Source organism: Amycolatopsis sp. NPDC114504 (genome assembly GCF_055633595.1).
In genome coordinates, this window is record NZ_JBVKDU010000001.1 from 1,456,671 (window position 1) to 1,480,477 (window position 23,807).

Here is a 23,807-nt window from a genome sequence, read left to right on the forward strand (position 1 = left end):
GCCTGCGCCCGGACCATGGACGCGCGCGCGGCGCCTGCATACGGTCCCACCCACCGGAAAAGGAGCCCCTTTTGCACATTCGAAGAAAGCTGTCCGCGATCGTCGTCACGCTGGTGGCGTTCGCGTCGACGACCGTGTGGGGCGGTACCGCCGCGGCCTCCGGCCCCGCGCTCCTCCCCCTGTCCATCACCAACGACACCGGTCGTGCGGACGCGGTCCACCTCTACGTCCTCGGTGTCGACCTGAGCACCGGCAAGCTGGGGTACGTCACCGCGGGAGGCGGCTTCACCGCCTGGGGCGCCGGCGGCACTCCCCCGGTGCCGGCACCCGACGTCTCCATCCCCGGCCCGGGCAACGGCGGCACCACGACCATCCAGGTTCCCCGCGGTGTCTCCGGTCGCGTCTACTTCTCCCTCGGCGAGCGCCTGAAGTTCTTCCTCGCCCCGGGTGGTCTGGTCCAGCCCGCGCCCTGGGCGGGCGGCGACGCCAACCGCGACATCCTGTTCGACTGGAGCGAGTTCACCTACAACGACGCCGGTCTCTGGCTGAACAGCTCCCAAGTGGACATGTTCGCCGTGCCGCACACGGTGAGCGTGACGACGGGTTCGGGCGCCGTGAAGTCGACCGGCTCCCTGGTTCCGGGCGGCCGCGACAGCGTCATCAACGGCATCAAGGCCCAGCCCGGCTGGGCCGGTTCCGTCCAGACCCGCTCGGACGGCACGGTGCTGCGCGTCCTGGCCCCGGGCAAGGCGGCGGACGCCGGACAGCTCGGCGGCGGCTACCTCGACCCCTACATCTCGTCGGCGTGGAACGCCTACACCGGCAAGGTGCTGACCGTCGTCCCCTTCGGCGACCAGCCGAACACCAAGTACTTCGGCCGCACGTCCGGCACCACGATGACCTTCACCGACGGCAGCGGCCGGCAGGTGGCGTCGTTCGCCAAGCCGTCCTCGGCGAACGTCTGGGGCTGCGACGGCGCTCTGGGCGCGCCCAACGACCAGGTCGTCGGCCCGATCGCGCGCACGCTGTGCGCCGCGCTCAACCGCGGCACCCTCGGCACGATCGACACCCAGCCGGGCGGGAACGGCGGCGACTTCTACCGGAGCAACCCCACCAACCAGTACGCGAAGCTGGTGCACGCGAGCATGGCCGACGGAAAGGCCTACGCGTTCGCCTTCGACGACGTCGGCAACTTCGAGTCCTTGGTGAACGACGGCAGCCCCCGGGCCGCCGGCATCACCCTGAACAGCTTCACCGGCGGCGGGTCGCACCCGGCCGGCACGAGGCTGATCAGCGACTGGAACGGCAAGTGCATCGACGTGCCGAAGCGGAACTTCGCCGACGGCGTCCAGCTGCAGACGTTCACCTGCAACAACACCATCGCCCAGGACTGGACGTTCACCGGCGACACGCTGCGGGTGCCGAACAACATGTGCATGGACGTCGCCTGGGGCTCGCGTGAGAACGGCGCGGCCATCCAGGTCGCCACCTGCAGCGGCAACCCCGCGCAGCAGTTCGTCCTGAACCCGGCCGGCGATCTCGTCAACCCGCAGTCCGGCAAGTGCGTCGACATCAAGGCGTGGAACGGCGACGACCGGGCACCCCTCATCCTGTGGGACTGCCACGGTGGCGCGAACCAGAAGTGGCACCGGGGCTGACCCGCCCGGCGTCCTCGAGGACTCGCCTCGAGGACGCCGTCCCGGCGCTACGCCAAGGCGATGACCGGGATCAGCCGATCCGTTTTGCTCTTGTACTCCGCGAAAACCGGCGCGCGGGATTCCTGCTCGTCCCACAGCGCGTCACGTTCGGCGCCGGTGAGCACCGACGCGGTGCAGACGTACTCCTCGATTCGGGTTCCGGTGCCGACCTCGATGCGCACCCGCGGCTGCGCCAGCAAGTTGTGGTACCACGCCGGGTTTCGGGCCTGACCGCCGTTGGTGGCGAAGACGATCCGGCGGTCGCCGTCGGGCAGGTAGCCCAGCGGCGTGGTGGACTCGCGGCCGCTGCGCGCGCCGACGGTGGTCAGCAGCAGCAGCGGGACGTCGGCGAACACGCCGCCGACTTTGCCGTGCCCGGCCCGGAACTCGGCCATGATCTTCGCGTTCCACGACCCCATGTCCGGGTCGCTGTACCGATCGGCCATCAGCGCACCTCCACGATTTCGGCGAACGCCTCGGCCAGCGCCGCCGCGTCGGGCAGCGCGGCGATCTCGGCGGCCACCGCCCTCGCCCGCTCGCGCACCGCCGGGCCGGCGGCCCGATCGAGCGCGTGCGCGAGATCGTCGCCGGGCCGGACGGCGACCCCCGCGCCGGCGGCCGCGACGAGCTCGGCCTGGACGAACTGGTCGGCGGCCTGGGGCACCACGACCAGCGGCAACCCGCGCGAGAGACCGGACAGCACACTGCCGGCGCCCCCATGCGTGACCAGGACGTCCACCTGGGACAGCAGCCGGGCCATCGGGGTGAACGGGACCAGTCGCACGTCGTCCGCGAGACCGTAGTCGGCGGCGGACCGGCCGAGGCCGACGGTGACGGCGACCTCGAAGCCCTGCCCTGTCAGGCCTCGCACGACCGGGGAAACGATTTCGGGCGCGGTGAAGTGCGTGCCGAAGGTGACCAGCACCCGGCCGCGTCCCGGAGCGGGAGCGTCGAACACCGGCGGCGCCGACGGGAGGACCGTGTGCGGTTCGGGACGCAGCGGCACCCGGTCGGCGGGCGGTTGCCAGCCCGGGAACTGCAGCGCGGGCGGGCAGATGTCCAGGTACTTCCCGCCGACCGCCTCGACGGGAGCGTCGACGCCGAGCTCGGCGTAGCGCGGCGCGGCCGCCTCGGCGAAGGCCTTCAGCAGCTCGGGTGGGTGGCCGGGGCCGAGCGCGTGGGTCAGCAGCGGGACGTCGAGCGCGGCCGCGACCAGCGGGCCGACCAGGTCGGTGGCTTCGTGCACGACCACGTCCGGGCGCCATTCCCTTGCGGCGCGCAGGGATTCGGCTCCGGCCAGCCCGACCCGGACGTCGGCGAACAGGGTCGCGACCATCGCGAAGGTGGGCACCGTCGTGCCGTCGTCACCGCTGCGGCGCGCGGATTCGGCGAACACCCCGTCCATCGCCGGACCGGCGGCGACCAGCTCGAGGGGCTCGTTCTCCAGTGCGGGCGCGAGCGCGCCGGCGGTGAGGACGCCGACCTGGTGACCGCGCGACGCCAAGGCCCGCCCCAGCGGCAGCAGCGGGAACAGGTGACCGTGCGCGGGCACAGTCGACAAGAGGATACGCATATTCATCAGAGTAGCGTTCTTGTCAACGTGCTTGGCTTATAGTCATTGCCGTGCCCGCCACCTCGTACAACTCGCCCCGCCGCCGGGAGGCCGCCGCGCAGACGCGGCAGGCCATCCTCGACGCGGCGCGCCGGCTGTTCGCCGAGCGCGGTTACGCCGCGACGACCATCCAGGAGATCGCGGCGGCCGCGCGGGTGGCGGCGGCGACGGTCTACGCGAGCGTGGGCGGAAAGCCGCGGTTGCTGGACGAGCTGGTCTCCAGCGCGGCGGGCGACACCCGCCTGCAGGAGGCGGCCGACCGCGTCACCGCGGCCGAAGACCCGGGCGAAGTCCTCCGAGGCTGCGTGGCAGCCGCCCGGTTCGGCGCCCAGGAGTACGCGGACGTCTTCGAGCTGATGCTCACGACGGCCCGCACCGACGAAGGAGCGGCGGCCGCGGCGGCCGCGGCCGAGCAGGGCTTCCGCGGCGGTCTCGGCGCGGTCGCCGAACGCCTGCGGCACCTGGGCGCCCTGCCGGGATCGACCGCCGAGGCGGTCGAAGTGCTGGCGTACTTCCTGGGCTACCCCTCCTGGCGCCGCCTGGTCGACGACTTCGGCTGGACCTACCCGGCGGCGGAGACCTGGCTGACGGACCGGATCGCGGAGACGTTGCGGATCGACCACCTCGACCTCGCGCGCCGCGGCTCCGAGCAGTAGGCGCCGAGCAACGGTCGGATCCGGGTCGCAGCGGCCGACGAGCCGCCACCGTCAGCAAGCGGGGACAACCGTCACCGACGTCGCGGCGAGGTCGGCCTGGCTGATCGATCACGCATCCCGCCCGGGTCAGCCATCCCGCGCCGGGTGGAGGATCGGATCGATCCCGGCAAGCGCGGCGCTCAGTTGGTCCGCGCCACGGCGCACCTGCTCGTCAGCGCCCTCGGCCAGCACCTCGCACACTCGCGCGGCCGCGTCCCGGTCACGGGAGAACTCGACGCCGAAGCAGGGCTTCCGCCGTCACCCGGGTGACGAACGTATCGCCGCCATCGAGCACGAGCGACAGCAATGGCCCCGGGCCTCGGGCATCTCGGCGAAGCCGGCCAGACTCCGGCCCGCGTCCGCCCTGTCCCGATGGTCAGGGCTTCGCGCAAGCTCGACCAGTGCCTCCACCACAGCGCGTCTCGCCTCGTCGCTCATGGAGTCAGTCTTCCGCAACCAACCGAAGGTCGCGAAACTGTCGGACCCTCCCCGTAATCTGCGATCGATCACTCGGACGACTGGGGGAACACAGGTGAGCGACAGCAGGCAGCCGGATCTCGACGAGACGACCTTCCGGCCGGACCCGGCCTGGGAGCAGCACGTGCACGTGCGGCGGGGCGGCTGGTTCGTGCGGCAGCCCGTGCTCGATCCGGCCGCGGACGGCTACTGGCAGTCCGTGCTCGACGAGCCCGACATCCGGACCGCAGACGCGCTCGGCAACCCGCTCAGCGACGCCGCGATCCTGGCCGCGCTCCACCGGGCCCGCGCCGGGGAAGCCGACGAGGTGGGCGTCGGCGCGCAGGCCGCGCTGCGCCTGTCCGGCGCGCACTGGGGCCGGAGCGAGGCGAAGGGGTCCGACCGGCTGGCGGACGCCTGGATACTGCGCCACGGTCTCGCGTTCGCCGTCCGGGCGGCCGTCGAGACCACCCGCGTGGAGACCCACGAACACGGCGGGCCGGCGTCCGTCCGGGTGCGCGTCGGCGATCGCACCGCCGTGCACCTGACGAGCCACGCGCTGTTCCGGCGGCTGCGGGCGATCCTCGCCGCGGCTCCGGAAGCCGACTACGAGGCCGCGACCGGCATCCTCGCGGCGAGCCGGGTGGCGCTGTCCGACCGGATCCTGGCGTCCTACCTGGTTCCCACCCGCACCGACTGGAGCGACGAACTCGTCGCCGAGGTCGCGGCGGTCGACTCGTACAACTTCGACTGGGGCGGGGTCCTGATGGGCCTGAGCACCCCGGAGCAGCTCGCCGCGCTGCACGGTGAGCGGCTGAACTGGCAGTTCGCCCACGACGCCATCCGCTGCACGGTCACCGACGCCCTCGGGCCGGCCATCGCGCCGACGCTGGCCCGGGTGCTCGACGCCGACCCGAACGGCGGCGACTCGCGCAAGGCGCTGCTGCGCTCGCTCGCCGGCCTGCCCACCGACACCGCCTTCGGGCTGCTCGTGGCGCGGCTCGGCCAGAAGCACGTGTCCCCGGCTGTCGCGGAGGCGATGGGCCGGTTCCCGGCCCGCGCGGTGCGGCTGCTGGCCGAAGCCGCCACCGGGCGGTCCAAGACCGCCGACGCCGCCGGTTTCCTGTTGCGCAGCCACGTCCGCGCGCACCCCGAGGTCGCCGCCGAGGTCGCCGGGCAGCTGCCGGAGGAACAGCGAAGCGTCGTCGAAAAGGCGATCGCCGGCGAGGACCGGCTGCCCGAGGCGCCGCTTTCGGTGCTGCCGCGCGTCCTGGCGGACCCGCCCTGGACGAAGAAGCGCACGGCCGCGAAACCGACCGTCCTCACCGGACTCGAGGTCCACGCCGAGCCGGTGCTCCAGTGGGCGCCGGGCGAGGAAGCCGCGTGGTCCGAACACATCCCGTCGTATGTGCGGCAGCCCGGCAACCCGGACTGGACCGGCGAGATCGCCGCGTACGAGTCCGGGCGGCTCTCGCGGTGGAGCCAGCCGCGGCTGTTCCTCAACGGGCCGCGCGAGTGGGTGCTCGAGCACCTCCCCCACTGGCAGGTCAAGGACACCTGGGGGGTCGAGAGCTGGAGCCGCGCTCTGCTGGGCCGTTACGGTCTGGCCGCCTATCAGCCGCTGGTGGCGGCGGTGACCGCGCACCCGGCCGAAGGTGAGCTGCTGCTGCCGCTGGTGAGCCCGGAGATCGCCGAGCTGGTGGCGGACTGGTTCGTCCGGCTGAAGTCGGCCCGCTCGGCCGCGTCGGCCTGGCTGGACCGGCACCCGGCCGAGGCCGCGAGGTTCCTGGTCCCGCCCGCGCTCGGGCCGGCCGGGGCGCGGCGGCGCGCGGCCGAGGCGGCGCTGCGCCACCTGGCCGCCCGCGGCCACCGCGAGGTCGTCGCGCGGGCCGCGGCGGACTGCGGTCCGGAAGCGGATGAGGCGATCGGCCGGCTGCTCGACACCGACCCGATGGACGTGCTGCCCGCCCGGATCCCGGTGCCCGGGGTGTGGGCCGATCCGGCCCTGCTGCCGCAGATCCGCCTGCGCGAGGGCGGTCTCGCCCTGCCGGCCGCCGCGGCCGGGCACGTGGTGACGATGCTCGCGCTGTGCCGGCCCGACGAGATCTACGCCGGAGTGCCGCACGTGCGGGAGATCTGCGACCCGGCGTCGCTGGCGGAGTTCGCCTGGGCGCTGTTCCGCGGCTGGGAAGGCGCCGGATACCCGGCGAAGGACGGCTGGGTGCTGACCGCGCTGGGCCTGCTGGGCGACGACGCCGTGGTGCGGGAGCTGAGCCCGCTGATCCGCGCGTGGCCGGGCGAAGGCGGGCACGCGCGGGCGACCGCGGCGCTCGACGTCCTCGCCGGCATCGGCACCGATCTGGCGCTGCTGCACCTCAACTCGATCGCCCAGAAGGTGAAGTTCAAGGCGCTCAAGCTGAAGGCGCGGGAAAAGATCGCCGCCGTCGCCGACGGGCTCGGTTTGTCGGCCGAGCAGCTGGCCGACCGCCTGGTCCCGACGCTGGGGCTCGACGAGGCGGCCACCGCGGTGGTCGACTACGGCCCGCGCAAGTTCGTCGTCGGGTTCGACGAGCAGCTCAAGCCCTACGTCACGGACGAGGACGGCAAGCCCCGCAAGGCGCTGCCCAAGCCGGGCGCGAAGGACGACGCCGAACTGGCCGCGGCCGAGTACAAGCGCTTCTCGGCGCTGAAGAAGGACGGGCGCACGGTCGCGGCCGACCAGATCGGCCGGCTGGAGGCGGCGATGGTGCACGGGCGCCGCTGGCCCGCGGCCGAGTTCGAGCAGCTGCTGGCCGGCCACCCGCTGCTCTGGCACATCGTGCGGCGGCTGGTCTGGCGCACGACGGCGGGCGAGACGTTCCGCTGCGCGGAAGACCGCACGTACGCGACGGTCGAAGACGACGCCTGGACGCTGCCGTCCGACGCCGAAGTGGGCGTCGCGCACCCGCTCGAGCTGGGCGCGGAGCTGGCCGGGTGGGCCGAGGTGTTCGCCGACTACGAGATCCTGCAGCCGTTCCCTCAGCTGGGCCGGCCGGTGGCGGAGCTCGACGAAGCCGAGAAGTCCGCGCTCACCCTCAAGCGGTTCAAGGGCCTGAAGGTGCCGGTCGGCAAGGTGCTGGGCCTGACCAAGCGCGGCTGGGTGCGCGGCGAGCCGCAGGACGCCGGGGTCGAGTGCTGGATCACGCGCCCGACCTCCGCGGGGGTCACGATCGTGGTCGACCTCGACCCGGGGATCGCCGCCGGGGACGTGAACTGGGAGCCCGAGCAGGAGCTCGGCGCGATCTGGCTGGACGAGTCCGGCGGCAACCACTGGCGGTCCGGGGCCGGCCGGCCCTTCGGCGTGCTCGACCCGATCACGGCCTCCGAACTGCTCGCCGAACTGGACGGGCTGACCCGGTGACCGCGAACCCGCAGCGCCCGCCGGCCGAGGTCCGCTACGCCGACGAGCTCGCCCGGCTGCGCGAGCAGGACACCGCGCCGCGCCCCCCGGGCTGGGCGCTCAGCCTCACGGCCGCGCGCCGGTTCATCGTCGGCGACGAGGCCCGGGGCATCCGGCGCAAGTTCGTCGGCGACCCGTCGCTGATCGACCGGTCGCTGGTCACCCTGGCCACCAGCCGCGGGCTGATGCTCGTCGGCGAGCCCGGCACGGCGAAATCACTGCTGTCGGAGCTGATCGCCGCGGCCGTGAGCGGCGGCTCGACGCTGACCATCCAGGGCGGCGCGGCCACCACCGAGGACCAGATCAAGTACTCGTGGAACTACGCGCTCCTGGTCGCCGAAGGGCCGTCGGCGCGGTCGCTGGTGCCCGCGCCGATGCTGCGCGGCATGCGCGAAGGCGCGATCGTGCGGTTCGAGGAGATCACGCGCTGTCCCCTCGAGGTGCAGGACTGCCTGCTGTCGCTGCTTTCCGAGCGGGTGCTGGCGATCCCCGAGCTGCCGGGCGAGGCGGGCATGGTGTTCGCCGACGAGGGGTTCAACGTCATCGCCACGGCCAACACCCGCGACCGCGGGGTCAACGAGATGAGCGCGGCCCTCAAGCGGCGGTTCACCTTCGAGACGGTGTTCCCGATCGCCGACTTCGACACCGAGCTGGCCCTGGTCGAGCAGGAGGCGACGGCGCTGCTGGCGCGGTCCGGGGTCGAGGCCCCGCCGCGCCGGGACGTGCTCGAGGTGCTCGTCACCACCTTCCGCGAGCTGCGCGGCGGCCCGGCCGGTGACCGGGTCTCGGCGGTGATGAGCACGGCCGAGGCGGTGTCGGTCGCGCATGCGGTCGGCGTGCGGGGGTGGTACCTGCGCGGTGAGCCCGGCACCCCCGCCGACGTCGTGGCGTGCCTGGCCGGCACGGCGGCCAAGGACAACGCCGACGACCTCGCGCGGCTGCGCCGCTACCTCGAACAGCACGCCGCCCGCCGCGGCGCCGGCACCTGGCAGGAGCTGCACCACGCGCGGCACCTGCTGCCGGGCTGAGGGAGCGCGGGGTCATGGGAGCGGTCTTCCTGGGCGTGCGGCATCACAGCCCGGCGTGCAGCCGGGCCGTGGCGTCGGCGATCGCCGGGCTGCGCCCGGCGTACGTGCTCGTCGAAGGGCCGGCGGACGTCAACGACCGGATCGGCGAACTGCTGCTCGGCCACGAGCTGCCGATCGCGATCCACACGAGCTACCGGGACGAGCGGCGCACGCACTCGTCGTGGTCGCCGTTCTGCGACCACTCCCCCGAGTGGGTCGCGCTCACCGCCGGCCGGGCCGCCGGCGCCGAGCTGCGGTTCATCGACCTGCCCGCCTGGCACCCGGCCTTCGACGGCTGGGACAACCGCTACGCCGACGCGGAACTGCGCTACGCCGAGGTGATCCGCCGGCTGTGCGCGGAATTCGCCGTCGACAACCCCGACGCGCTCTGGGACCACCTCTTCGAGGCCGCGCCGGACGACGACCTCGCCGAGCGGCTCACGGCGTACTTCGACCTCCTGCGAGGCGAGGCCGAAGCGAGCGAAAGCGACCGGGAACGCGAGGAGCACATGGCCGCGTGGGTCCGGGCGGCGGTCGCCGACGCCGGGGCGCGGCCGGTGCTGGTCGTCACCGGCGGGTTCCACACCGCGGCCGTGCGGCGGCTCGCCGGCCGCGGCGGCGCCGACTGGCCCGAAGTGCCGCGGCCGGACGGCGCGGCGAGCTACCTCGTGCCCTACTCGCACAAGCGGCTCGACGCGTTCACCGGCTACCAGTCCGGGATGCCCTCGCCCGGCTACTACCAGCTGCTGTGGGAAAGAGGGCTCGCCGGCGCCGGCCAGGGGCTCCTCGAAGCGGTGGCCGGACGGCTGCGCGCGCGGCGCCACCCGGTGTCCACCGCGGACCTCATCGCGGCCCGCGCCCTGGCCGACGGCCTGGCGAGGCTGCGCGGGCACGACCACCCGGCCCGTGTCGACGTCCTGGACGGGCTGCTCGGCGCCCTGGTCGCCGACGACCTCACCCAGCCGCCGCCGTGGACCGTCCGCGGGCCGCTGCAGCCCGGCGCGCACCCGGTGGTGGTCGAGATGGTCGCCGCGCTCAGCGGGGAGCGCACCGGCCGGCTGCACCCGGACACCCCGGCGCCGCCGCTGCCCGGCCGGGTCGCGATGGACCTGGCCGAGCTCGGCCTGGACGGCGCCGGCCCGGTCCGGCTCGACCTCACCGACCGGGCAGACCGGCGCCGCAGCCGGGTCCTGCACTGCCTGCGGCTGCTGGGGATCCCGGGGTTCGAGCGGCGGTCCGGTCCGGCCGGCGGCGCGGACCCGGTGGTCGTCGAGACCTGGCGGCTGACTCCCGGCGACACCCGCCTGCCCGCGCTGATCGAGGCGGGCGCGTACGGCGCGACCCTGCCCGAGGCGGCGCTGGCGGCCTTGCGCGAACGCCTGCCCGGGGCGGATCTGGCCACCTTGGCCGGGGCGTTGTTCGACGCGGCGTTGTGCGGGGTCCCGGCCCTGCCCGAGTCCCTGGTGGACACGCTGGTCGCGGAAGTGGGCTGGGCGGCCGATCTCGCGCCGCTCGGGGTCGTCGTGAGCACGGTGCTCGCGCTGTGGCGCCACGACGAGCTGTTCGGCCTGGCGGGCACCCCGGCGGCGGCCGCCGTGCTGCGGGCCGGCGTCGCGCGGGCTCTGTGGCTGGCCGAAGCCGTCCGCGGCGGCCCGGCGCCCGCCGACCCGCGCCGGATCGCCGCGCTGGTCGCGGTGCGCGACACGATCCGGCACGCCGGGCCCGTCCTGACGGTGGACCGCGCGACGGCCACGGCGGTCGCCGCGCGCATCGCCGCCGACCCCGGCGTGCCCCCGGATCTGCGCGGCGCCGCGGCCGGGCTCGCCTGGGCACTCGGCGGCGCGCCGGCCCCGGAGCGGACCGGCGAGGCGGTGCGCGAGGTGGCCACGCCCGGCACGCTCGGCGACTGGCTGGCCGGGTTGTTCGCCTTGGCGCGCGAGGAAGTGCTCGACTCCGGCGGGGTGCTGGACGCCCTCGACGAGCTCGTCGGAGCGCTGACCGAGGCCGAGTTCCTGGTCGCGCTGCCCGCGCTGCGCCTGGCGTTCGGCTACTTCCCGCCCGCCGAACGCGAGAAGATCGCCGGGCGGCTGCTGGCTCGCCGCGGTCTCCGCGGGTCGGGGCGCACCCTGCTGCGCCCCGCGCGGATCGACCCAGTGGCCGTCGCCGAGGCGATGGCCCTGGAGGCCCGGGTCGACGCCCGCCTCGCGCGGGAGGGGCTCGCATGACCGATCTCGAGCGCTGGCGGCTGATCCTCGGGCCGCCCGCGGACTCGGTGGCAGGCTGCTGCGACCAGGTCGCCGCCGCGCGGGACGCGGCCTTGGCGTGGCTCTACGACCGTGACGACGAGCTGGCCGAACGGGGCGTGCGGGGCGGCTCCGGAGCGTCGATTCTGTCCACAGTGGACTGGCTGGACGACGTGCACCGGCTGTTCCCGCGCGAAACCGTCGAACGCCTGGAGCGCGACGCGGTCGAGCGCTACGACATCACCGAGATCGTCACCGATCCCGCGGTGCTGGCCCGGATCGAACCGAGCCCGGCGCTGCTGCGCGCGGTGCTGCGCACGAAGCACCTGATGAACCCGGACCTGCTCGCGATGGCGCGGAAACTGGTCGAGGCCGTCGTCCGGGACCTGCTGCGGAAGCTCACCCCGGAGCTCCGCCGGTCGTTCACCGGCACCCGGTCCCGGCGGCCGAGCACCTTCAAGCAGGCCCGCGACTTCGACTTCCACCGCACGATCCGCGCGAACCTCGGGCGCTACCAGCCCGGCGAGCGGCGGATCCTCATCGACAGCCCCAAGTTCGCCTCCCGCACGCGCAAGCACCTCGAGCGGTGGCAGCTGATCATGCTCGTCGACCAGTCCGGCTCGATGGCCGGTTCGGTGATCCACTCGGCGGTGACGGCGGCGTGCCTGTGGGGCCTGCCGGGGCTCAAGACGCACCTGATCACGTTCGACACCGCGGTCGTCGACCTCACCGAGGACGTCACCGACCCGGTCGAGCTGCTGATGAAGGTCCAGCTCGGCGGCGGCACCGACATCGCGAAGGCGGTCGCCTACGGCGCCGGGCTGGTCGAGAACCCGCGGCGGGCGATCGTCGTGGTGGTCAGCGACTTCTTCGAAGGCGGTGACGACCACCGGCTGGTGCACGACGTCCGGAAACTGGCCGAGGCGGGCACGCACGTGCTGGCACTGGCCGCGCTCGACGAGGAGGCGAACCCGGTGTACGACCGCGCGCTGGCGCAGCGGCTGGCCGACGCCGGCGCGCACGTCGGGGCGATGACCCCCGGCATGCTGGCGGAGTTCGTCGCGGAACGGCTGGGCTGATGCGCGCCGACCTCCTCGCCCTCACCCCGGACGCGCTGGCCGCGCTGGCCAACCGCGGCCTCGTCAAGCGCGCGCAGAAGGACCTCGACGCCGGTCACGGCCCCGTCGTCGAAGCCGGTGACGGCGGTGAGGTGCGCGGCCGGTTCGCCGACGGCGTCGAGGTCGTGTTCCCGCCCGGCGGCGCCCTCGACACCGCCGCCTGCACCTGCGGCGCCCCGGGCGTGTGCCGGCACCGGATCGCCGTCGTGCTCGGCTACCAGCGCCGGCCGGACGAGGCGCCGGAGTTCACGGCATGGTCGCCGGGCGACATCGGCGACGACGCCCTGGCGGCCGAGTTCGGGGCGCGGGCGTTGACGGCGGCCCGCCGCGGGTGGCGGGCCGGGCTCGCTGTGCGGCTGCGCCGGCCCACCGCGGCGGACCCGGTGGCGGTGGCCGAGCTGCCGACGGCGACCGTCCGGTTCCTGGTGCCCGGCCGGCTGGGCTACGCGCACACCGACGCGACGGACCGGGCGCACCAGGTGGTGCTCGCGGTCTGGGCGTTCCGCGAGGCCGACACCCGGGGCTCGGCGGAGACCGAAGTCCGGCTCGCCTTCGGCGGTCCGGCGCCGGCTCGAGCGGCGGCCGGGCCCGCACTGGAGGTCGTCACGCGGGTGCTGCGCGACGGCGTCGCGAACGCGAGCCCGGTGCTGCGCGCGTCGCTCGGCCGGATCGCCGGTGAGCTGGCGGAGTCCGGGCTGCGCTGGCCCGCGGCGGCGCTGGCCGAGCTCGGTGACCAGCTGGACGCGTACGCCGCCCGCGCCGCCCGGCACCGGCTGGAGCGGTGCGCGGAGCTGCTGGCCGAAGTGCCCGCGCGGTTCCGCGCGAGCGGGGCGCCGGCGCTGGTCCTGGGCACCGACGAGCAGGCGGAGACGAGGCTGCGCCGCGTCCGGCTGACCGCGCTGGGCGCGCGGGTGCGCGGCCAGCCGGGTGAGCGGCGGGCGGAGGTCTACTTCGCGGGGGACGGCTCGGTGCTGGTGCTGACCGCGCGCTGGGACACCGGCGAGGACCCGGTGACCGGGCACGACCTGGCCGGCCGCCGCGTGGCGGGCACGACGCTGGCGGTGCTGGCCGCGTCGAACGTCGTGTCGGAGACGGCGGTCCGCAGCGCGAGCCGTGCGCTGCGGCTGGGCACGTCCCGCGTCGGCGCGATGTCGGTGACCCCGGTCGGCGCGGCCTGGGACGACCTGCCGTCGGTGGTCCACGACTACGCCGCGGCCGCCGACCGGCTGGCGGACCTGCCGCCGAAGCTGATCCGGCCGCGCGTCGAAGCCGAGGACGTCGCGGTGGTGGCGGTCGCCGAGGTGTGCGAGCTGGGCTACCACCCGGGCGCCCAGCGCCTGGACGCCGTGATCGCGGACGCCACCGGCACCCGGGCCCGGATCACGGCCACGCACAGCGGGCTCTGCCCGGGCCGGCTCGACGCTCTGCACCGCGCACTGACGGCGAACCCGACCCGGCTGAGCGGCGCGCTGCGCCGGGAGGGCGGCGAGCTGGTGATCGACCCCCTGGCCGTGCGCACGGAAACGGGCGTGCTGGTCCCGGACCTGGCCGCCGACGACCGCACCGGCCCGCTGGGACCCCCACCCCCGGCGGAGGAGGACCCGGTGCGCCGGGCGTTGGCCACGGCGGAGTCACTGCTGGCGGAGGCGGCCCACCGAGGTCTGTCCCACGCACCACCGACGTTGCGAGCCCGAGCCGAGCACACAGCGCACGAGCTGGCCGAAGCAGGCTTGCGCACGGCGGCGGCCACGGTGCGAACCTTCGGCGAGGAGTGGACCCCGGAAACCTGGACGGCGGCCCAGATCCGGATCCTGACCACGGCCGGACTCCGGTGAGCGCCGCCCTGACGCTTGCCGCTGATCTGCGACTGCAATCGAAGCCGCGTACCTGCTCAGCAGCTACTGACGTAGGTGCCGGTGATGGACATCCGGCTCCGGCTGGCGACAGGAGTCCCGACCGCTGGCGATGCCCGGCCCCCGCGAGCACGGGCCGGGCATCATCAGCCCGGTCACCTAGTCGCGGTGCCAGTCGCGGAAGGCGGCCAGCAGGTCGGTGCGCACCTCCGGCGACAAAGAGTCCGGTGGCAGCTGCCCCAGCTCGGCGATCGTGGTCCGGAACTGTTCCAGGTAGCGTTCGCAGCCTTCGCACAGAGCCAGGTGCTCGACGAACCGCTCCTCCGTCGCCGGGTCGAGTGCGCTGTCCAGGAACGCCGTGACCAGCTCGACGAACTCGTCGCAGTTCATCCCGCCGCCCCCAGGTACCCCGCCAGCCGTTCACGCACGACCGCGCGGGCGCGGTGCAGCAGGACCCGCTGGTTGGCCGACGAGATCTGCAGGATCTCGCACACCTCCTCGGCCGTGTGGTCGGCGACGTCGCGCAGGCTGATCACCGCCCGCTGGCGCGCGGGCAGCTCGTCGAGGACTCCGGTGAGCACTTCACGGATCTCCAGCGCCAGTGCGGTTTTCTCCGGTGACGGCCAGGACTCGGGAGTCTCCCGCCAATGTCCAGGATAAGCGCGGCCGCGGCCCTGGAACCGGCTGGGGTCGACCGTCGGGCCGTGGTCCTCGTCGCCGGGCAGCAGGCTGGTCCACGGCACGCTGCGCTTCTCGTGCGCGCCCCGTTTCTTGGCCGTGTTGACCAGGATCCGGTACACCCAGGTCTTGAACGACGACCGTCCCTCGAAGGTGGCGACGCCCTTCACCACCGCGAGCCAGGTGTCCTGCACGACCTCCTCGGCGGTGGCGTGTGTCGAGACGAAGGACCGGGCCAGCCGCAGCATCGAGGACGACCAAGCGTCAAGCACTTCCGCGAAAGTCGCGCCGTCGCCGGCGCGCAGGGCCGCGACCAGCTCGTCGTCCGGCGGCAGCTTCGTCACCGCCCGAGCGTAGCCGCAGCGGTGGCGGAAAAGAGATGACGTTCACCTTACGACCGCCTGGTCCCGCGACCGCAGCAACGACAGTGCCCCGGCCGGGAACAGCAGCACCGACAGCAGACCGGCACACACGAGCGCGGCCGCGGTCACCGGCGTCATCAGCCCGGTGAGGACGCCGATCTGGGTGGCGGTGACCAGAAACGGCAACGACGTCGCCTGCAGCAAGCCGGCCGCGATCGCCCGCCGCGTCCCGAACTCACGCGCGAACAGCAGCGCGGGAAGGCCGCGCGCGAGCAGCAGCGCCGCCAGGAACAGCGGGACGCGGGCGAGCGCTCCCGCGTCGGCCAGCAGGCCGGTGAGGTCGAGGCGCAGGCCGCTGGTGACGAAGAAGACCGGGACCAGGAACCCGTACCCGATCGCGTCGAGCTTGACGCGGAACCGCGGGTGGGACGCCGAGTCGCGGTCGAGGATGCCGACGACCGCGCCCGCGAGGAACGCGCCGAGGATGCTCTCCAGCCCGAACGCCTCGGCCAGCGCGGCGAACGCGACCAGCAGCACCACCGCCGCGCGGACCCGGATCTCGGCCGTGGTGTCCTGCAGCCGGACCAGCGTCGCACCGAGCCGTCGTGACCGGCCGGCGAGCGCGACCGCGACGGCGGTCACCACGACCAGCCCGGCGAACGCCCCGAGCAGCACCAGCCGCGCGCCGGTGCTGCCGCCGGAAGCGGAGAACAGCAGCGAAACCAGCAGCACGGCGGCGAAGTCGGCCACCGAGCAGGCGGCGATGACCGCCTGCCCGAGCCCGCCCTCGGCCTGTCCGGCGTCCTTGAGCACCGGTACGACCAGTCCGAGCGAGGTCGCCGACAACGCCACCGCCACCAGCAGCGGGCTGTGCACCCACCCGGCGGCGGCGAACCCGGCCCCCGCGGCGAGCCCGAGCGCCAGGGTCAGAACGTAACCCAGCAGCGCCACCCGCAGAGCCCGGCCGCGCAGCCGGTGGACGTCGACCTCCAGTCCCGCCAGGAAGAGCAGGAACGCCAGTCCGAGCAGGGCGACGATCTGCACCGGCAGGTCGGCGTGGATCCAGCCGAGCCCGGACGGCCCGAGCGCGATCCCCGCCACGATCTCCAGCACCACGGCCGGCACGCGCAGCCGGGGCGCGAACCCGAGCAACAGCGGTGCGGTGAGGGCGATCGCCGCCACCGCGAACAGGTTGACGAAGCCGACGCCGGGCACGACGGGCTCAGCGGTATTCGGGGTTGGTGAAGTCGAACCGGCAGCCGGCGTCCCACTCGCTGCGCTGGTTGCCGTGCGCCGGGATGCCGCCCGCGTCCTTCAGCATCCGGGCCAGGTGCAGCAGGTTCCACGTCATGAAGGTGGTGTTGCGGTTGGTGAAGTCGTTCTCCGGCCCGCCGGATCCCGGGTCCAGATAGGACGGTCCAGGGCCGGCCTCGCCGATCCAGCCCGAGTCCGCTTGGGGCGGGATGGTGTAACCGAGGTGCTGGAGGCTGTAGAGGACGTTCATCGCGCAGTGCTTGACGCCGTCTTCGTTGCCGGTGATCAAGCAGCCGCCGACCCGGCCGTAGTAGGCGTACTGCCCGGCTTCGTTGAGCAGGTGCGAGCAGGCGTAGAGGCGCTCGATGACCAGCTTGGTGACGGAACTGTTGTCCCCCAGCCAGATCGGCCCGGCGACCACGAGGATGTCCGCGGCCAGCACCTTCTCGTAGATCGACGGCCACTCGTCGCTCGCCCAGCCGTGCTCGGTCATGTCCGGCCAGACGCCGGTGGCGAGGTCGTGGTCGATCGCCCGCAGCACCTCGACCTCGACGCCGTTCTTCTCCATGATCCGGCGGCTGACGTCGATCAGGCCTTCGGTGTTGCTGCGCTCGGGCGAGCGCTTAAGCGTGCAGTTCACGAACAGGGCACGCAGATCGTCGTAGCTCGGCATGGTCTTCGGTCCTTTCAGAGGAGTTCGGCGTCCTGTTCGACGCAGAGCAGGGTGGGACCTTCGGCGGCGAAGAGCGCGGTCATGGCTACGTCGAGCTGCTCGCGCGCGGTGACCTGGATACCCGTCGCGCCGCAGAGTCGGGCGTAGGCGGCCCAGTCCGGGTTGACCAGGGACGTCTGCCACACCGGGTAGTCCCCGGCGAGCTGTTCCTTGCTGATCTTGCCGAGCGCGTTGTTGTTGAGCAGCACGTGCTTCACCGGGATGCCGTACTTGACCGCGGTGGTCAGCTCGGTGGCGTACTGCCCGAACCCGCCGTCGCCGGTGACGGCCACGATCGGCCGGCCGGGTGCCGCGGCCCAGGCGCCGAGGGCCGCCGGGTAGCCGAAGCCGATCGATCCGAGGTAGCCCGACATCAGCACCGGCTGACCCTTCGACTCCAGGTACCGGCCCAGCGAGTACGCGTGGTTGCCGACGTCGACCGTCACCACGGCGTCCGCCGGCAGGTGCCGCGACAACGCGTCGAACACCGCCGCGGCCGACACGCCGCGGCCGCGGTCGTCGGCGACCCGGCGGGCCTTCTCGGCGCGCCAGATCGCCCAGCGGGCGGCGATGTCGGGACGCTGGTCCTCGGCCTTCGGCTCCCCCAGCTCCGCGGCGACCGCGTCGAGGGCGAGCCGGGCGTCGCCGAGCAGCGAGGTGGTGACCGCGTCGAACCGGCCGATCGCGCCCGGGTCGTCGTCGATCTGCAGGATCGGCTTGTAGGCCGCGATCCCGGTGTGATCGCTGAACGACGCGCCGACGGCGACCAGCAGGTCGGCCTCGTTCATCAGCCAGCTGGCCACCGGCGTCCCGCTGCGGCCGAGCACCCCCGCGCCGAGTGGGTGGGTGTCGGGCACCAGGCCCTTGGCCTTGAACGTGGTGAGCACCGGCGCGCCGAGCCGTTCGGCCAGCGCGACGACCTCGGCGGCGGCATCCCGGGCGCCGTGGCCCACCACGAGCACCGGCCGCCTTGAGTCGCGCACGAGCGCGGCCGCCGCGGTGACGGCGGTGGCGTCCGGCCGCCCGGCCCGTCCCGCGCGCCGTCCGTCCGGAAGGGACGGTTCGGCGTCGCTCGGCTGCACCTGGACCTCGTCGGGCAGCACCAGGTGCGCGACACCCCGCCGGTCGAGGGCGTGCTTGACCGCCAGCGCGGCCAGCTCGCCGTGGTCGCTTCCGCTGTGGACGGTCGTGGTCGACACGGCGACGTCACGGAAGACCGCCGAGAGGTCGACGTCCTGGAAGGCGCCCCGGCCCAGCACCTTCGACGGCACCTGACCGGAGATCGCGAGCACCGGCGCGCCGTCGAGCTTGGCGTCGTAGAGGCCGGTGAGCAGGTTCGTCGAGCCCGGCCCGGCGATCGCGAAGCACGCCGCGGGCCGTCCGGTGAGCTTGCCGTACGCGCTCGCCGCGAACGCCGCCGCGCCCTCGTGGCGGATGCCGAAGTAGGTCAGCTCACCGCGGGCCTCGGCGCGTCGCAGCGCCTCGGCGAACCCGAGGTTCGAATGCCCCACCATCCCGAACACGTGCCGCACACCCCAGGCCACGAGCGTCTCGACCAGGACGTCGGCGACCGTGCGCACCGCGGGCGCCGGCTCGGGCAGGCGGACGAACACGCCGTCCGCGCGCTCCTCGACCGGATAGGTGGTGACGGCGTCCCCGAACCCCTCCGGCGGGCGCCCGGTGACCGGGTCGTAGTCGTAGCCGTGCCATGGGCAGCGCAGCCAGCCCTTCTCGATCGAGCCCTCGCCGAGCGGCCCGCCCTGGTGCGGGCAGTGGTTCTCCAGCGCGCCCAGCCGGGCGCCGCACCGCGACAGCGCCACGCTGCGCCCGTCGACGGTGACGCTGCGGACCCGCCCGTCCGCGGGCACGTCGGCCGGATCGACCCGGTGCCAGCCGTTTTCCGCCATGTAACGCCTCCAGGGTTCGGGACACGGTGGTGACGGCAGACTCAGTGCCCGGAACCCTCCCGGGCGTTACACGGGGAGTCCGGGATGACCGAAGTGGACCTGACGGCGACCAGGCCTCGGCGGTCCTCGGCGTGGCGGCGGACGAGCTGTGCGACCGCCGGCTGTCGGCGGTTTCGCGGCGGTGGCGCTGCTGCGGCCGGCCGGCTCCTGGCCCGCCGGCCACGACAATCGGACGAACCGGGTCCGGCCACCGCGCTGACCCCGGCTCAGTCCTCCAGCCCGGCGTGTTCCAGGTCGAGCAGCCGCTGGATGCGCCGCCGGGTGCCGTCGGTGATCTCGCCCGCCTCGAACAGCCGCGTCAGCTCCGCCGCCTCCACGTCGATCAACTCCCGCCGCAGGGCCCGGTAGTCGATCCCGCGGACCGGGTCGGTGCCGCTCTCCTCGATGTCGGCGCGGACGCGGTCGAGCCGGGCCTGCCAGCCCGCGCGCAGCTGGTCGACCACGAACGCCGGCGCCGACTCCGTCTCGGCCAGGTGGTCCAAGTGGTCCAGCCCGGCTTCGGCGAGCCGCCGGCGCGCGGTGGCGTACTCCGTGCGCAGGTCGGCCGGGTCGAGCGCGATCCCCGCCCGCCGCACCAACGGCGCCAGCGTGAACCCCTGGACCACCAGCGTCAGCACGATCACCGCCGTCGTCAGCACCAGCACCAAGTCCCGCGCCGGCAGCGCCGAACCGTCCAAAGCAGACACCGGTAGCGACAGCGCCGCCGCCAGCGGCACCACCCCGCGCGCACCGGCCCACGACACCACCGCGGGCACCTGCCAGGAGATCCGGCCGTCCGCGCGCCGCTGGCGCAGCGCGGACAGGACGAACACCAGCAGCAACCGGGCCAGCACCAGCGTCGCCGCGATCGCCAGGGCCTGCAGCAGCCACCACGCGCCGCCGCCCGCCACCCGCCGGACCAACGCGGGCAGCTGCAGCCCGATCAGGCCGAACACGACGCTCTCCAGCAGGAACACCACGGTCTGGTACACCGCGCCGACCTGCAGCCGGATCCGCGCCGTCGTCAGCCGTTCGGCCTGGGTCCCGAGGATCACGCTCGCCACCACCACCGCGGTCACGCCCGACCCGCCGACCGACTCCGCCGCGACGTACGCCGCATACGGCGTCACCAGCGAGATCACCGTCTCCAGGACCGGATCTTCGGTGCGCCGGCGGATGAGGAACGCCCCGAGCGCCGCCAGCACCCCGACCGCCACGCCGCCGCCGGCGAGCAGCCCGAACTCCCCCAGCGTCCGGCTCCAGGACGCGGCCCCGCCGGCGACCGCGAGGAACAACGCCACCCGGAACAGCAGCAGGCTGGTCGCGTCGTTGAACAGGCTTTCCGCCTGGATCAGCGCCTGCACCCGCGGCGGCAGCGCCAGCCGCCGCGCCAGCGCCGTCACCGCGACCGGGTCGGTGCTCGCCAGCACCGCGCCGAGCACGAACGCCATCCCGACCGGCAACGGCGTCACGGCCACCGCGATCCCGATCACCGCGGCCGCCGACAGCAGCACCAGCCCGACCGACAGCACCGCCACCGGGCGGCCGACCGCGCGCAGGTCCCGCCACGGCAGCTCCTCCCCCGCGGCGAACAGCAACGGCGGAAGCACGACCAGGCTGATCACGTCCGGGGTCACCTGCACCGCCGGCACGCCGGGCAGCAACCCGACGACCACGCCGGCGACCACCAGCAGCGACGGCGCCGGAATGCGCAGCCGCCGCGCGAAGGTGGCCACGACGGTCGCCACGACCACCAGGAACAGTACGGTCTCGACTCCGCGCACAGCTGGTCCTCCCGATCCGGATCCCGGATGCCGACCAGACTTCCCGGCGCGCCGCGGTCAGCCTACGCGACGCGCCCGCCCGTGCGGGTCGTTCCGTCGGCGCCGGCGTCCGTACCAGGTAACGCGGGTGCGGTGCGCGGGAGGGCGTACGCTGACCGCAGGAGTGCCGGGAAGCCTGGTCGGCGTCACGACAGTGCGCGCGAAACGAGGCTTCCCATGGTGATCGAGGCCGTCGGCCTGACCAAGACCTACCGCGACGTCCAAGCGGTGGACGAACTCGGCCTGCACGTCGAACCCGGCGAAATCTACGCCCTGCTCGGCCTCAACGGCGCCGGCAAGACCACCACCATCCGGATGCTGCTCGGCATGGTCCGGCCCACCCGCGGCCGGGTTTCCCTGCTGGGCCACCGGATCCACCCCGGCGAACACGCCGTCTGGTCCCGCGTCGGGTACCTCGTCGAGACCCCCGCCGCCTACCCCGACCTCACCGTCGCCGAAAACCTCGAGGTGATGGCCCGGCTCCGAGGGCTGCGCGACGCGAAAGCCGTTCCCGGCGTGATCGCCCGGCTCGGCCTGGAGCGCCACACCGGGCACCGCGCCCGCACGTTGTCGCTCGGCAACAAGCAGCGGCTCGGCCTGGCCAAAGCCCTCCTCCACCGGCCCGCCCTGCTGATCCTCGACGAACCCGCCAACGGCCTCGACCCCGCCGGCGTCGCCGAGATCCGGCAGCTGCTCCACGACCTCGCCCACGCCGACGGGGTGACCGTGCTGCTGTCCAGCCACCTGCTCACCGAGGTCGCCCGCCTGGCCACCCGCATCGGAGTCCTCCACCACGGACGGCTCGTCCGGGAGGGTTCCGCCGCCGACCTCGCCGGCGAGGTCCGCCCCCGCCTGGCCGTCACCGTGCACGACCCGGCCGCGGCCATCACCGCGCTGCGCGCCGCCGGCCACCCCGCCGACCCCGGAGAGGGGAGGGAACTCCTGCTCACGAGCGACCGCGCGGTGCGGAGTCCCGACGAGATCGCCACGCTGCTCGTCGCCGCCGGGTGTCCGCCCACCCGGCTCGTCGTCGAGCAGGACGACCTCGAAACCCGCTTCCTGCGCCTGGTGGGTGCGCGGTGAGGGCCGCCGCCTGGGCCGAACTGCTGAAGCTCCGCCGCTCCCGCCTGCCGTGGATGACCGTGCCGGCCTTCACCGTGGCCGCCGCGTTCGGCGGGCTGGTCATGTTCATCCTGCAGGACCTGCGCCGGGCGCGCGCCCTCGGTCTGCTCGGCACGAAGGCCGCGCTCACCGGCGGCACCGCCGACTGGCCCGCCTACTTCGCGCTGCTCGCCCAGATCGTCGCCGTCGGCGGCGCGATGCTCTTCGGCCTGACCGTGGTGTGGGTGTTCGGCCGCGAGTTCGCCCAGGACACCGCGAAAGACCTGCTGGCCCTTCCGATCGCGCGGACCACGGTCGTCGGCGCCAAGTTCGCCGTCACCGCGATCTGGTGCCTGCTGCTGACGCTCTACACCGCCGGGCTCGGCCTGGTGATCGGAACCGCGCTCGGCCTACCCGGCTGGTCGGTCCCCACCGTCCGCACCGGCTTGGTGACCCTGGTGCTCACCGCGGTCATGACGATCGCGCTCGTCACGCCGTTCGCGTGGGCGGCCAGCGCGGGACGGGGCTACCTGGCCGGGATCGCCGCCCTGTTCACCGCCACGTTCCTCGCCCAGGTCGTCGCCTTGCTCGGCTACGGCCCGGAATTCCCCTGGTCGGTCCCGGCGCTCTTCGCCGGCACCGCCGGCGACCCGCCCGGCCCGCTCGGCTACGCCCTCGTCGTCCTCGCCGGCGTCATCGGCATGACCGGAACGGCCTCGTGGTGGAAGCGCGCCGACCAGGATCGCTGACGACGATGGTGCCGAGGCCCAGGAGCGGCCGCGCTTCCCGGACGTGATCACGGCAGGCCCGCGGCCAGCGCCATGATCCGGCGGACGCGCTCGCGCAGCAGCGCGTGCGTGCGGTCGTGGTGGTTGCGGGGGTGCCAGGCCATGCCGAGCACCACTTCCGGGACCGGCACCGGAATCGGGATCGTCCGCAGTCCCAGCGTTTCCAGCATCGGCCGGCCCAGTCTGGCCGGGGTCACGCAGACGACGTCGGTTCCGCGGGCCACGTGCAGCGCGCCCGCGAAGCTCGGCAGTACGGCGACCACCCGGCGGGTCAGCCCCAGCTCGGCCAGCCGCTCGTCGATCGGGCCGTGCGCGCGGCCGCGGCGTGAGACGACGATGTGGTCGGCCGCGGCGAACCGCTTCGGGGTGACCGTCTTGACCTTCGCCAGCGGGTGTTCCGGGCGGATCGCGCCGACGAGTGTTTCGGTCACGAGTGTCTCCGAGTGGATTTCGGGATCGCCCGGGCGCGGTGTCCCGATTTCGAGGTCCACGAGCCCTTCGCGCAGCGCCGGGGTGTCCTGGAGGCTTTCCGGCCGCAACCGCAACGAGATCCCCGGTGCCTGGCTCCGCAGGTCGTCGATGAGGGCCGGGATGAAGGTCGTGGACAGCATGTCGGTCACCTGCAGGTCGAACACACGCACCGCGGTACGCGGGTCGGTGGCGGCCGACGGGCCGAACAGCGCGCGGGCCCGGGCGGCGATCGCGTGCACCTCCCCGCGCAGTTCCAGCGCCCGCGGGGTCGGCACGAGATCGCGGCCGGCCCGGACGAGCAGCGGATCGTCGAACGCGCGCCGCAGCCGGGCGAGCGTGCGGCTCATCGCCGGTGCCGACGTGTGCAGGCGCGCCGCCGCCTTCGTCACGCTGCTTTCGGTGAGCAGGGCGTCCAGCGCCTCGATGAGGTTCAGGTCGTGGTCCACCGGCCGATTATCACAGGTGGAATGAGTCCGTACCAACGTTGCACTG

The 23,807-nt window shown here is 73.9% G+C and carries 18 protein-coding genes; 9 read left to right on the plus strand and 9 right to left on the minus strand.

The window, feature by feature from the left end; genetic code table 11:
- The first annotated feature begins 71 nt into the window (after window positions 1-71).
- The gene (locus ACZ7PG_RS06795; protein ID WP_470238131.1) at window positions 72-1,658 is read left to right on the plus strand and encodes a beta-1,3-glucanase family protein; all 1,587 of its coding nucleotides are present in this window, start codon (window positions 72-74) and stop codon (window positions 1,656-1,658) included.
- Between the two features lie 47 nt (window positions 1,659-1,705).
- Here the strand turns inward: ACZ7PG_RS06795 and ACZ7PG_RS06800 are convergent, their stop codons facing one another.
- Both ACZ7PG_RS06800 and ACZ7PG_RS06805 read right to left on the minus strand, forming a co-directional pair.
- On the minus strand, window positions 1,706-2,143 hold the full coding sequence (locus ACZ7PG_RS06800; RefSeq protein WP_470238132.1) for a nitroreductase/quinone reductase family protein: 438 nt from the start codon (window positions 2,141-2,143) through the stop codon (window positions 1,706-1,708).
- A complete protein-coding gene (locus ACZ7PG_RS06805) occupies window positions 2,143-3,270 on the minus strand; it encodes a glycosyltransferase (protein WP_470238133.1) in 1,128 nt (375 codons plus the stop codon). Before ACZ7PG_RS06805 ends, ACZ7PG_RS06800 begins: the two co-directional genes overlap by 1 nt.
- Before the next feature lie 50 nt (window positions 3,271-3,320).
- Between ACZ7PG_RS06805 and ACZ7PG_RS06810 the strand changes: the two genes are divergently transcribed.
- From ACZ7PG_RS06810 to ACZ7PG_RS06835, 6 genes are all read left to right on the plus strand, one after another.
- Window positions 3,321-3,965, plus strand: a complete 645-nt coding sequence (locus tag ACZ7PG_RS06810) for a TetR/AcrR family transcriptional regulator (protein WP_470238134.1) — start codon at window positions 3,321-3,323, stop codon at window positions 3,963-3,965.
- 571 nt (window positions 3,966-4,536) lie between these two features.
- Window positions 4,537-7,860: a DUF4132 domain-containing protein gene (locus ACZ7PG_RS06815; RefSeq protein WP_470238135.1), complete on the plus strand. Its 3,324-nt coding sequence runs from the start codon at window positions 4,537-4,539 to the stop codon at window positions 7,858-7,860.
- A complete protein-coding gene (locus ACZ7PG_RS06820; RefSeq protein ID WP_470238136.1) occupies window positions 7,857-8,927 on the plus strand; it encodes an ATP-binding protein in 1,071 nt (356 codons plus the stop codon). Before ACZ7PG_RS06815 ends, ACZ7PG_RS06820 begins: the two co-directional genes overlap by 4 nt.
- A gap of 14 nt (window positions 8,928-8,941) precedes the next feature.
- The gene (locus tag ACZ7PG_RS06825) at window positions 8,942-11,191 is read left to right on the plus strand and encodes a DUF5682 family protein (RefSeq protein WP_470238137.1); all 2,250 of its coding nucleotides are present in this window, start codon (window positions 8,942-8,944) and stop codon (window positions 11,189-11,191) included.
- On the plus strand, window positions 11,188-12,288 hold the full coding sequence (locus ACZ7PG_RS06830; protein ID WP_470238138.1) for a VWA domain-containing protein: 1,101 nt from the start codon (window positions 11,188-11,190) through the stop codon (window positions 12,286-12,288). The genes ACZ7PG_RS06825 and ACZ7PG_RS06830 overlap by 4 nt, the downstream gene beginning before the upstream one ends.
- A complete protein-coding gene (locus ACZ7PG_RS06835) occupies window positions 12,288-14,162 on the plus strand; it encodes an SWIM zinc finger family protein (protein ID WP_470238139.1) in 1,875 nt (624 codons plus the stop codon). Before ACZ7PG_RS06830 ends, ACZ7PG_RS06835 begins: the two co-directional genes overlap by 1 nt.
- A gap of 177 nt (window positions 14,163-14,339) precedes the next feature.
- Here ACZ7PG_RS06835 and ACZ7PG_RS06840 read toward each other — a convergent pair whose 3' ends face one another.
- The 6 genes from ACZ7PG_RS06840 to ACZ7PG_RS06865 form a co-directional block, all read right to left on the minus strand.
- Window positions 14,340-14,570 carry an anti-sigma factor family protein gene (locus ACZ7PG_RS06840; RefSeq protein WP_470238140.1) on the minus strand — a complete coding sequence of 77 codons (231 nt, stop codon included), beginning with the start codon at window positions 14,568-14,570 and terminating at the stop codon, window positions 14,340-14,342.
- The gene (locus tag ACZ7PG_RS06845) at window positions 14,567-15,202 is read right to left on the minus strand and encodes an RNA polymerase sigma factor (protein WP_470238141.1); all 636 of its coding nucleotides are present in this window, start codon (window positions 15,200-15,202) and stop codon (window positions 14,567-14,569) included. The genes ACZ7PG_RS06840 and ACZ7PG_RS06845 overlap by 4 nt, the downstream gene beginning before the upstream one ends.
- A 42-nt stretch (window positions 15,203-15,244) precedes the next feature.
- The gene (locus ACZ7PG_RS06850; RefSeq protein WP_470238142.1) at window positions 15,245-16,435 is read right to left on the minus strand and encodes a cation:proton antiporter; all 1,191 of its coding nucleotides are present in this window, start codon (window positions 16,433-16,435) and stop codon (window positions 15,245-15,247) included.
- Window positions 16,436-16,442: 7 nt separating this feature from the next.
- Window positions 16,443-17,147 (minus strand): flavodoxin family protein, encoded by a 705-nt coding sequence (locus ACZ7PG_RS06855; protein WP_470238143.1) that lies wholly within the window; start codon window positions 17,145-17,147, stop codon window positions 16,443-16,445.
- A 14-nt stretch (window positions 17,148-17,161) separates the two neighbouring features.
- A complete protein-coding gene (locus tag ACZ7PG_RS06860; protein WP_470238144.1) occupies window positions 17,162-19,093 on the minus strand; it encodes a thiamine pyrophosphate-binding protein in 1,932 nt (643 codons plus the stop codon).
- A 266-nt stretch (window positions 19,094-19,359) separates the two neighbouring features.
- Window positions 19,360-20,916, minus strand: a complete 1,557-nt coding sequence (locus ACZ7PG_RS06865) for a Na+/H+ antiporter (RefSeq protein WP_470238145.1) — start codon at window positions 20,914-20,916, stop codon at window positions 19,360-19,362.
- Window positions 20,917-21,132: 216 nt separating this feature from the next.
- On the opposite strand from ACZ7PG_RS06865, the gene ACZ7PG_RS06870 reads away from it, so the two are divergent.
- The gene (locus ACZ7PG_RS06870) at window positions 21,133-22,038 is read left to right on the plus strand and encodes an ABC transporter ATP-binding protein (protein ID WP_470238146.1); all 906 of its coding nucleotides are present in this window, start codon (window positions 21,133-21,135) and stop codon (window positions 22,036-22,038) included.
- Window positions 22,035-22,805 (plus strand): ABC transporter permease, encoded by a 771-nt coding sequence (locus ACZ7PG_RS06875; RefSeq protein ID WP_470238147.1) that lies wholly within the window; start codon window positions 22,035-22,037, stop codon window positions 22,803-22,805. Before ACZ7PG_RS06870 ends, ACZ7PG_RS06875 begins: the two co-directional genes overlap by 4 nt.
- A 47-nt stretch (window positions 22,806-22,852) precedes the next feature.
- Here the strand turns inward: ACZ7PG_RS06875 and ACZ7PG_RS06880 are convergent, their stop codons facing one another.
- Complete coding sequence (locus ACZ7PG_RS06880) at window positions 22,853-23,761, minus strand: LysR family transcriptional regulator (RefSeq protein WP_470238148.1); 909 nt, start codon at window positions 23,759-23,761, stop codon at window positions 22,853-22,855.
- Between the last annotated feature and the right edge of the window lie 46 nt (window positions 23,762-23,807).

Bases quoted from the DNA above. Each gene is read 5' to 3' on its own strand.
- ACZ7PG_RS06860 (WP_470238144.1), bottom strand. From the start codon at position 19,093: ATGGCGGAAAACGGCTGGCACCGGGTCGATCCGGCCGACGTGCCCGCG.
- ACZ7PG_RS06825 (WP_470238137.1), top strand. From the start codon at position 8,942: ATGGGAGCGGTCTTCCTGGGCGTGCGGCATCACAGCCCGGCGTGCAGC.
- ACZ7PG_RS06830 (WP_470238138.1), top strand. From the start codon at position 11,188: ATGACCGATCTCGAGCGCTGGCGGCTGATCCTCGGGCCGCCCGCGGAC.
- ACZ7PG_RS06870 (WP_470238146.1), top strand. From the start codon at position 21,133: ATGGTGATCGAGGCCGTCGGCCTGACCAAGACCTACCGCGACGTCCAA.
- ACZ7PG_RS06800 (WP_470238132.1), bottom strand. From the start codon at position 2,143: ATGGCCGATCGGTACAGCGACCCGGACATGGGGTCGTGGAACGCGAAG.
- ACZ7PG_RS06835 (WP_470238139.1), top strand. From the start codon at position 12,288: ATGCGCGCCGACCTCCTCGCCCTCACCCCGGACGCGCTGGCCGCGCTG.
- ACZ7PG_RS06840 (WP_470238140.1), bottom strand. From the start codon at position 14,570: ATGAACTGCGACGAGTTCGTCGAGCTGGTCACGGCGTTCCTGGACAGC.
- ACZ7PG_RS06855 (WP_470238143.1), bottom strand. From the start codon at position 17,147: ATGCCGAGCTACGACGATCTGCGTGCCCTGTTCGTGAACTGCACGCTT.
- ACZ7PG_RS06805 (WP_470238133.1), bottom strand. From the start codon at position 3,270: ATGCGTATCCTCTTGTCGACTGTGCCCGCGCACGGTCACCTGTTCCCG.